This is a genomic window from Nonomuraea turcica, assembly GCF_030718205.1.
In the GTDB taxonomy this organism is placed as follows: Bacteria; Actinomycetota; Actinomycetes; order Streptosporangiales; family Streptosporangiaceae; genus Nonomuraea.
In genome coordinates, this window is the sequence record NZ_JAUZQF010000055.1 from 22,496 (window position 1) to 31,223 (window position 8,728).

Below are 8,728 nucleotides of genomic sequence, written 5' to 3' on the forward strand. Positions count from 1 at the left end.
GCGGTCGCGATGTGACGGCGAGGCGGCAAGTTCCGCCTTGCCGTGCTAACTAACTTGTTCACTAACACCCTCAATCTACTGTGTGTTGGAATGGCAAATAACCTTTACCTTGAGCAAGATCAATCGGCAATATAAGAAAGGGCACATAAAGTCTCACAGGAAAGGCTGTAACGCCCAGCCTGTGAGAGCCGATAAATCTGCTACGGCCCGAAAAAGAGGTAATCAGCCTTCTCGGAATTGGCGGGTACGCCGGCCGACCCGGCATTGCCAGAGGGCGATCTCCCGGTAAGAAGTGGTCACAGCCGGGATCAAGGAAAGAGGGACACCCATTCCTCCATCTAAGTCAGAAACTCCCTGGTCGCGGAAACATGCTGACGACCGATGCGACCCGGGACTACCTCCACGAGCATGGACGAGGGTGCTGTGGAGGTTCTCTCCACATTGTCACGACCTTGTCATGCTGATCTGTTATCGCATGTTGTGGTGCCCGAGACAGACCTGAACCACGATGGAGGCTCGGGGAAGTTCGGTACTAGATCACCGCGCTCAAGGGGGTCGGGTGGAGTTTCGCGTCTTAGGGCCGGTTGAGATCTGGCGCGACGGAGGCGCAGTGCCGATTGTCGGCGAGAAGCAGCGGACGTTGATCGCGCTTCTCGTCCTTCGGGCCAACCATGTGGTGCCCCATGACCACCTGCTCGAGGCGCTCTGGGGCGACGATCGGCCGGCTGCTGGGCGCCGCGCTCTGCATAACCATCTGTGGTCCCTGCGCCGTCTCCTCACCAATGAGGGTGAGATCTCCACCAGCTCCGGTGGGTATTCGCTGAGGGTCTCCGCAACCGCTTCAGACCTTGCCGTTTTCCACGCTGAGGTCGCCGCCGCGAACGCCGCCCGAGCCGCTAACGATCTTCCGCGAGCCGCTGAACGGCTGCACGCCGCGTTGGATCTGTGGCGAGGGCCCGCGCTGACAGGTACGCGCCCGGAATTCCAGACCACCGAAGGTCATGCACTGGAGGAGTTGCGATTCGCCGCGCTCACCGACCGCATCGAGGCGGATCTCGCGCTTGGCCGTCATGCCGAGCTGATCGGCGAGCTCCGACAGCTCACTTCCACCGCTCCCCTGCGCGAGCGCTTCCGCAGCCAGCTGATGGTCGCGCTGTATCGTGACGGGCGACGTGCAGACGCCCTCGAACAGTACAGGCTGGCGCGTCAATGCTTCCGCGACGAGCTGGGGCTGGAGCCAAGCGACGAGCTCCAACGGCTACACCAGGCGATTCTCAGCGCGGACCCGGACCTCTTCAGGCTGAACGATCCCGTACGACCAGTCGAGGCACGACCACCACGGCCGAAGTTGGTTCCGCGGCAATTGCCAGCCGATGTCGCCCGGTTCACCGGCCGAGACGAGCACCTCGACACGCTTAATGCCCTCTTGATCGCGAATCCTGCCAAGGCACTGGTGATCTCCGCTATCGCGGGTGCAGGAGGCGTCGGCAAGACCGCCCTGGCGACCCACTGGGGGCACCTTCGGGCCGACCAATTCCCCGACGGCCAGCTGTATGTGAACCTCCACGGCTACTCTCGCAACGCCCCGGTCACTGCGGCACAGGCGTTGCGGCAGTTACTGCGGGGACTCGGCATTCCGTTGGAGGAAATCCCTCACGAGACGGACGAGCGAGCTGCAATGTACCGTTCGGCCGTCGCGGACAAACGTATGCTCATCGTGCTGGACAACGCGGCCACCGCCGAACAAGTCAGGCCGTTGCTCCCGGGCTCCTCAGCAAGCAGGGTCCTGATCACCAGCAGAGACTCGCTGCGGAGCCTTGCCGTTACTCATGAAGTCGACATCGTCCAGTTGGACGTCCTCTCACCAGAAGAAGCACAGGCGCTACTGTTCGCCCTTCTGAGCGACGAGCAGGACAAGGAGTCGATCGGCGAGCTCGCCGCCTTGTGCGGCTACCTGCCTCTCGCTCTGCGCCTGGCCGCCGCGCAGGTCCACGGTGAGCGAGAGCCGGCGGCCGACCTGGTGGCGCGGCTACGTGAAGGAAGCCGTCTGAGAACACTCGACCTTGTCGAGGACCCTCACATAGGCGTCCGCTCCGCATTCGCGTTGTCCTATCAAACACTGCCAGAGCTGGCACGATTGACGTTCCGCATCGCGAGCCTCCACCCGGGCCGCGACGTAAGCCTCGGCGCACTTGCGGCCATGTTGGGTGAGAGCCTGGAGACCACACGCCAGGCCGTGGACATGCTCGTACGTGCTCACCTAGCTCACAGTTCGAACCAGCGCGTAACTATGCACGACCTCATACGTGAATACGCCCGGGAGCTCGCGGACACGGAGGGCGAGCGACGGGAGGCGTGGACTCGTTTGCTCGGCTGGCACACCCACACCGCGCGCGCCGCGATGACCTACGTCGACCCCGACGGCCGGTTAATGCATCCGAGCGTTCCCGGACCTGCGGGCGGGGTACAGGAATTCGCCGACCAAGAGAGCGCTCAGGCGTGGTTGAACAGTGAATTCCATAACACGGTCGCTCTGATCACCCATGCCGCCAGCAACGGGTTGCCCATCCACTCCTGGGAACTCGCCTACATCACGGCGTACCACTTCTATCTGACCAGGCGGATCGACGACTGGATCATCGTGCAACGTGCGGCCCTGGAGGCCGTACGGCAGGTGGGCGACCTCAACGGCGAGGCGAAGATCCTCACCACTCTGGGGCACGCTCTCATCGAAGTCGACCTGTACGGCGAGTTCCTGATCTGCCAGCGAAGGGCAGTCGAGTTGGCCGTGGCCACGAAGGACAAGCGCATGCATGCCGAGGCCCAGTACTACGTGGCCTTCGGACTCTTCCGTACCGGTGGACTCGGCAATGCCCTCGATGCGAACGCGCAGGCGCGAGACCTGTACCGCGAAATCGATGATTGGCCCGGCGAGCTAGCCGCTATCTACCTGGCTGGGCAGATCAACGTCAAGCTGGGCAGGATGCAGCGTGCGCTGGAGGACTTGGATGTTGCTCTGGCGTATTGCCAGGAACGCGGCAGGCGGCACGACGAGGCGGACATCCTGTTCTACGTCGGTATGGCCAACGTCGGCTTGGGGCACCTGACATCAGCCCTCGAAAACTTTGCACTGGCTCTGCGGATCGCTCGCGAGCTCGAAGATCGCACGCTAGAAGCGCAGGCGTTGTGCCATCTTGGCGAGGTCGAGTTGAGGCAGGGCCGTTTCCCGGAGGCTCTTCGACTTCAAGAAGAGGCCTTCGATCTTGCGCAGCAGGTGCCCGGGCGTCTGACCGAGTGCAGGGTGCGCAACGGGCTGGGGCGCACTTATGCGGTGTACGGCGATCATTCGAAGGCCAGAGAGTTCTTCGGTGCGGCGCTGGAGATCGCGGAGAAGATCAACGATCCATATGAGCTGGCGGCCGCACGGAGCGGGCTGGCCCAAGCGCTCGCCGAGAGAGAGTTGCAGGCGTAGTCGTCCCTACTCGAAGGTCACGTGGACTTGTAGGACGGCCGCGGCAAGGCCGCGCACCTGGTCTGCCTCGCTCCGCTCGGCCGTGTCACGCGGGTGGTTGACCGGGCACAGCATAAGTGTGATGCCGGAAGGCCGATGGCGTGCATCCGGTTTCTCTTGCGCGGCCAGGTCCAGCGCCCACGCCTGCGCGCCAGGCGCGGCCCGCAGCCGGAGGGGACGTCCGGCTGTGTAGCGACTGGTGCACGTGGAACCGGGCTACAGAGCGGCCAGCTGCCGATCTTGGGAGGTAGCGACAACCCCTACGAGTAGACTTCCCAAGATCCCGTCAACAATCTAGACCTTGACGGCACAAAGAAAACCTCGAAGAAAATCCCAAAAACCGCAAAGAAGCTTAAGACGCCTAAATCGGTTGGCGGTAAGAGCTGGCAAACTCGCAAGTCCACTTATTGAGGATACGACTGGGACTGCACCGGGCATATCGGCAGCGAAGACGTCGACGATGTGATCGATTCCTTAAATGATTTGTCATTCGGTGGCATTATGTGTGCTGCCGCCGGCCCCAGCCTCGATTCGTCAGGGGCTTGTTGACGTTCATCGAGTCCGCGGTCTTGCCGGTTATGTCCCCTGCGCGGTTGGGGCGGGCCGTCGCATGTCGCTGCGGGGGCGCCGGGTTCCACGGGCCCGGGGCTGGGCTCCTTCCTGGTCGTTGAGGTGAGGGTCCGGCGCTCAGGCGAGGGCCGGTAGCTGGGTGAGGCGCTGCCAGGCCAGAACGAATGCCTGGGCCCAGGGCCAGCTGCGTTCAATCCGCAGGTGACGGTGCCGGGCGTGGGCGGCCAGGCGGGCGGGCAGGTGATAGAGCCGGTAGCGCATGGTGTCCGGCTCGGCGCGTTCCAGGCCGTCCTGGTCGTGCAGGGTCAGCAGGCGGATCCAGCAGTCCAGGTCGTGGCCGAGGTTGGCGGCCAGTATCCACCCGGAGTTGACGGTCCAGTGATGGCGCTCTGCGATTTTGGCTCTGGCGGTCTTTGTGTGGCGGCGTCACGGATCGTGAGCACGTTCAATGGGCGCAGAGGATGATCTTCCTGAGAAGGTCGAAGTTGGCTCGGCCGTATCGGCTCCTCTTGAGCGCCTTGACTCTCGTCACGTTGCCCTCAACTGCGCCTGAGCTGTGGGGCAGGGTGAGCCCGTTGACGACGGCGTTCAGGTCGCGGCGGATGCCGTGGGTGAAGGAGTGCAGGCCGGGCAGGTCGTCGGCGTCGACGGCCGCCATCCACGCTTGAAGGTTCTCGGCCGTCCCGGTCAGTGTGGTCATCATCTGGGCGAAGGCGGCGACGTGGCCGGCGGTGGCGTCCAGGCGCGGGCTGCGAGCTCGCAGGTCGGCGAGTCTGGCCTGCTCGTCAGGGGTGAGCCGGTCAGGGCGGCGGGTGATCCACCGGGTGGCCTCGCGGATGGTCGGTGCCGAGGAGGGTGCGTGGGCTGCGGTGGCCGAGGCCCGCAGCGGGTGCAGATAGCGGCGGACGGTCTGCGGGCTGCCCTGGTATCCGTGTGCTTGGATCTCTCGGGTGAGGCGGGCGGCGTCGGTGCAGCCGTCGTTGAACCGCTGGATCAGGTAGGGCAGGTAGGGGGTGAGCAGGTCCGATCGTCCGGTCGCCTTGGTCAGCAGGTCCTCGACCGCCTCGGCGCAGGCGAACCTGCGGACGGTGGGCCGGGACAGCCGCAGCTTGCGTGCGATCGCCGAGATCGTCCAGTCCTTGGCGGCCAGTTCCCGCACCGCGGCGTAGCGTTCACGGGTCCGGATGATGAGCCGGCATTCCTCCTCCGATGGCTGATCTGGCATCGACTCTGGCGGGAGTGCGTTGTCGAGCTGCTGGTCGCCGGGTTCCTCGTGGGCGGGTTCAGCGTCATCGGCGTCGGGTTCACGCAGGTCGGCACGGCAGGCGATGACGGTCTTCTCGACCGCGTCGCAGAGGTTGTTGGGTCGGACCGGGGCGCCCTGCCGGGATTGCTCCCGGTGGGTTTCCCCGGCCCGCCCGCCGAACCCGGCGTGCGGCTCTCACCGCACCGGGCTCTCCACGAGATCATGCCGTTGGAGTCGGGCTGGTCAGGGCCTCCGGCCAAGGGCTGGGGATGGCCTTGCCCCGGTAGCGATACCGAGTGATCGGCACTCTGCCGAGGTCGAACAGCCTGATCCCGTCCAGTTCGATGGGCTTCCAATGTCCTTGCGGAGTGCGGAGCCATCGCTGGATGGCCCTCCATGTCATGCGGTGCCGGTGCATCACCCAGCAGACCACGCACCACCAGACGAAGGTGTGCAGGCGCTGCATGGTGTGCTTGGCGACCGCGTGTTTGAAGTAGTTGGCCCAGCCGCGCAGGATCTGGTTGATCCGGATCAGCGCGATCTTGTAATCGAGATGCGACAACCTCTGGGTCAGTGCCTTGATCTTCCGCTTCAGCGACGCGACCGGCTTGTCGGCGATGAAGGTATAGACATGCCACTTGTCCGTTCCCCGCTTGCGCATCCAGACGATAGAAGCCGAGGAAGTTGAACCCGTCCGCTAGGTGGACGATCTGGGTCTTGGCAGGTGACAGGACCAGACCCATCGGCGCCAAGACCTCACTCACCCGTTCACGAAGTTCTTCGACGTGCTCCCTCGTGCCGTGGACCATGATGACGAAGTCGTCCGCGTAACGGACTAATCGCCAGGTCGCCAGGCCCCGATAGCGGCGTCGTTCGCGATCCTGCCGACTCGCCATCGCCCGCGCCCAGTGCTCGGCGGCGAAGTCGTCGAGCACCGACAGGGCGATGTTGGCCAGCAGGGGTGACAGGATGCCACCTTGCGGTGTTCCGGAGATGGTCTCGTTCCGCTCGCCGAGCTCGGTCATGATCCCGGCTTTCAGGAACGCCTTCACCAGCGCCAGCACCCGCTTGTCCTTCACCCGCGCTCGGACGCGGCCCAGCAGGGCCGCGTGATCGATGCGGTCGAAGCACGCCTCGATGTCAGCGTCCAGCACCCAGCGGTATCCCTGGGAGCCGAACAGGTGAATCTCGGCGATCGCGTCGTGCGCGCGCCGGTTGGGCCGAAACCCATACGAACACGGATGGAAGTCCGCCTCGAAGATGGGCTCCAGGACCAGCTTCAGCGCAGCCTGCACCACCCGATCGGTGATGGTCGGGATCCCCAGCCGGCGCAGCTTCCCGCCGGTCTTGGGGATCATCCGCTCCCGCACCGGCAGCGGCCAGAGGGTTCCCGCCTTCAGTGCCGAGCGGATGCGGTTCAGGTGCGCGCCCACCCCGGACGCCTCGACGTCGGCGGCACGCATGCCGTCCACGCCCGCCGTCCGGGCTCCAGCGTTGCCCGCGACCCGCTCAAACGCCATCACCAAGGTGGCCGGGTCGCAGACGAAGTTGAAGACATCGTCGAACCGGAAGCCGTGATCGGCTAATGCCCAACGGTGCAGCTTGGTCTGCATCCTCCGTACCCGCGCCTCAGCGGCCAGCACCGAAGGCCACGCGACCGGGATATCCACCCCGGATTCTCCGGACATTGCAGCACCTCCCTTGCGATCTCGCTGCCGCCCTTCCCCATGTGCCGGGCTCTCCCCGGCTCGGAGTACTACGGCGGCTCCGCCCCTCCCACGACCTGATCGGCCGACGATGTGCCCAGCCCTGGTCGCCCGCGCTGGTCGCGTAGGCGATGGGCGAGGCCGGGGAGGTTCCCGTGTTCACTGATTGATCGCTCGTCGGAGTAGGCACCCGGCTATACCCCCGCGGCATCGCCACGGCTACCCCGCAGCACTTCACCGTGGCCTCCCGGATGGTCTGGCATCCACCACCCGGAAGTTGCCCGCCCTGGAACAAAGGCGAGCACGCACCGCAACCAGCCCAGATCCACCAGGTTCGAGCTGATGTCACCTTAGGAGGCTTCACGCACCGGTTCCTCTCGTATACCTCTCCGTCTCGCTCGCCGGACCCGCGCCATCTGGCAGTCCTGACACGTCCCGGCTTTGTCGGGGCCGCTTGCCACCCTCCCCGGCACCTCCCGGGTCGGGCTGCCCCCAGCTTCACCGCCCTGCTGCGACAGGACGGCGGCGAAGGTCTCTCACCTCCACTCGATCAATCAGCGCCTCACGGCGCACCTGCCAGAGATGGAAGCGATCAGCAATTTGAATCGCCTCAGGTGCCCCGGCCTTGGCTCCTGCCGCATAAGCTCCGGCCCGGTCTCTGCAGATCACGTGGACGCCAGGATGGTCGCGTAACCACTGCTCTAGGGCGTCGGCGGTCCGGTCGTCCAGTACGTCGATGGGCTGGTGGGTGTCCATGTTGATCAGCACGGTGGCGTAGGAGCGTCCGCGTTTCTTGGAGAAATCGTCGACCCCGAGTACGGTGACCTGGCCGATCGCGGGGTCGGGCAGGGCGCGGACCAGACCGATCAGCGTGTCCCGGCAGACGCGTACGCCGAGTTGCTCGAGCAGCCGGGAGGCGGCGCGTCCGGCCAGGGCCAGCGCCATCAACTCCAGCAGCCGGCGCAGCAGTTTCGTGCGGCGGGCATAGCGCCGGGTGAGACCGGGCACCGGCTCGGCGAACGTCCGGACGGGGCACGCCGGATTCTGGCAGGTCAGGCGGCGGACCGTGAGCGCGATCAGGACCGGGCGGCCCGCAGCGGGCAGATCATGCAGCAGCCTGCGGTAGCGGCCATGCACCCGCGACGAGACGGTGCCGCACGCCCGGCAGGCCGCCGGCCCGCCCTCGGTATGCGCCGTGACCAGCACGTAGTCCCCGTTATCGGTCACCTCCTCGACGAGGAGTTCGGCCAGGTGGGGGAAGAACATCCTCAGGCAGCAGGCATCGCCCGCCACCGCATGCTGCGCACAGGGCACAATGAACCTCGCGGCCGCTCAGGTGATGATCAAATTCTTGGTCGAACAAGATCCTCACGGGGCGGCCGCACCTATGCGCGGCCAGTTATCCGATTGCGATCACTCACGGGCGAGAGTCTCGACCACTGTCTGTGACGGCACCACACAAAGATCGCCAGAGCCACTTTCACCTGAGCGGCATCACCAGTCCTGGCTGGGCAGGTTGCGCAGGCCCATCGCCTTGCCGGCGCGGACCCGGTCCTCGACCACCGCGCGTGCGCGGGCCAGCGCGTCCAGCCATTGGGGGTGGTGGGAGCCGGCGATGCCCCACATGCGGCCGATGTTGGTGGCGATGATGGAGTACTTCCAGCCGGTCCGCATCTCAAAGGCGGTGAGGTTCTT

General features: G+C 65.3%; 5 protein-coding genes and 2 pseudogenes. 1 reads left to right on the forward strand and 6 read right to left on the reverse strand.

Features of this window, described 5'->3' with window-relative positions:
- Nucleotides 1-559: 559 nt before the first annotated feature.
- A complete protein-coding gene (locus tag Q9G87_RS59100) occupies nucleotides 560-3,472 on the forward strand; it encodes an AfsR/SARP family transcriptional regulator (RefSeq protein ID WP_305925464.1) in 2,913 nt (970 codons plus the stop codon).
- A 726-nt stretch (nucleotides 3,473-4,198) separates the two neighbouring features.
- On the opposite strand, the gene Q9G87_RS59105 is transcribed toward Q9G87_RS59100, so the two are convergent.
- From Q9G87_RS59105 to Q9G87_RS59130, 6 genes and pseudogenes are all read right to left on the reverse strand, one after another.
- A complete protein-coding gene (locus Q9G87_RS59105) occupies nucleotides 4,199-4,477 on the reverse strand; it encodes a transposase (protein WP_305925469.1) in 279 nt (92 codons plus the stop codon).
- A gap of 49 nt (nucleotides 4,478-4,526) precedes the next feature.
- Nucleotides 4,527-5,306, reverse strand: a complete 780-nt coding sequence (locus Q9G87_RS59110) for a transposase (protein ID WP_305925465.1) — start codon at nucleotides 5,304-5,306, stop codon at nucleotides 4,527-4,529.
- A 241-nt stretch (nucleotides 5,307-5,547) separates the two neighbouring features.
- Nucleotides 5,548-5,988, reverse strand: a complete 441-nt coding sequence (locus tag Q9G87_RS59115; RefSeq protein WP_305925466.1) for a group II intron maturase-specific domain-containing protein — start codon at nucleotides 5,986-5,988, stop codon at nucleotides 5,548-5,550.
- A gap of 34 nt (nucleotides 5,989-6,022) precedes the next feature.
- Nucleotides 6,023-7,015, reverse strand: a pseudogene (gene ltrA / locus Q9G87_RS61270) (group II intron reverse transcriptase/maturase); the annotation flags it as partial.
- 516 nt (nucleotides 7,016-7,531) lie between these two features.
- Nucleotides 7,532-8,299, reverse strand: a complete 768-nt coding sequence (locus tag Q9G87_RS59125; protein ID WP_305925468.1) for an ISL3 family transposase — start codon at nucleotides 8,297-8,299, stop codon at nucleotides 7,532-7,534.
- A gap of 228 nt (nucleotides 8,300-8,527) precedes the next feature.
- A pseudogene (locus Q9G87_RS59130) lies at nucleotides 8,528-8,728 on the reverse strand (IS1380 family transposase); the annotation flags it as partial.

What these genes read in the sequence shown, in the direction of transcription:
- Q9G87_RS59115 (WP_305925466.1), bottom strand. Translation starts at nt 5,988, where the DNA reads ATGCGCAAGCGGGGAACGGACAAGTGGCATGTCTATACCTTCATCGCC.
- Q9G87_RS59110 (WP_305925465.1), bottom strand. Translation starts at nt 5,306, where the DNA reads ATGCCAGATCAGCCATCGGAGGAGGAATGCCGGCTCATCATCCGGACC.
- Q9G87_RS59125 (WP_305925468.1), bottom strand. Translation starts at nt 8,299, where the DNA reads ATGTTCTTCCCCCACCTGGCCGAACTCCTCGTCGAGGAGGTGACCGAT.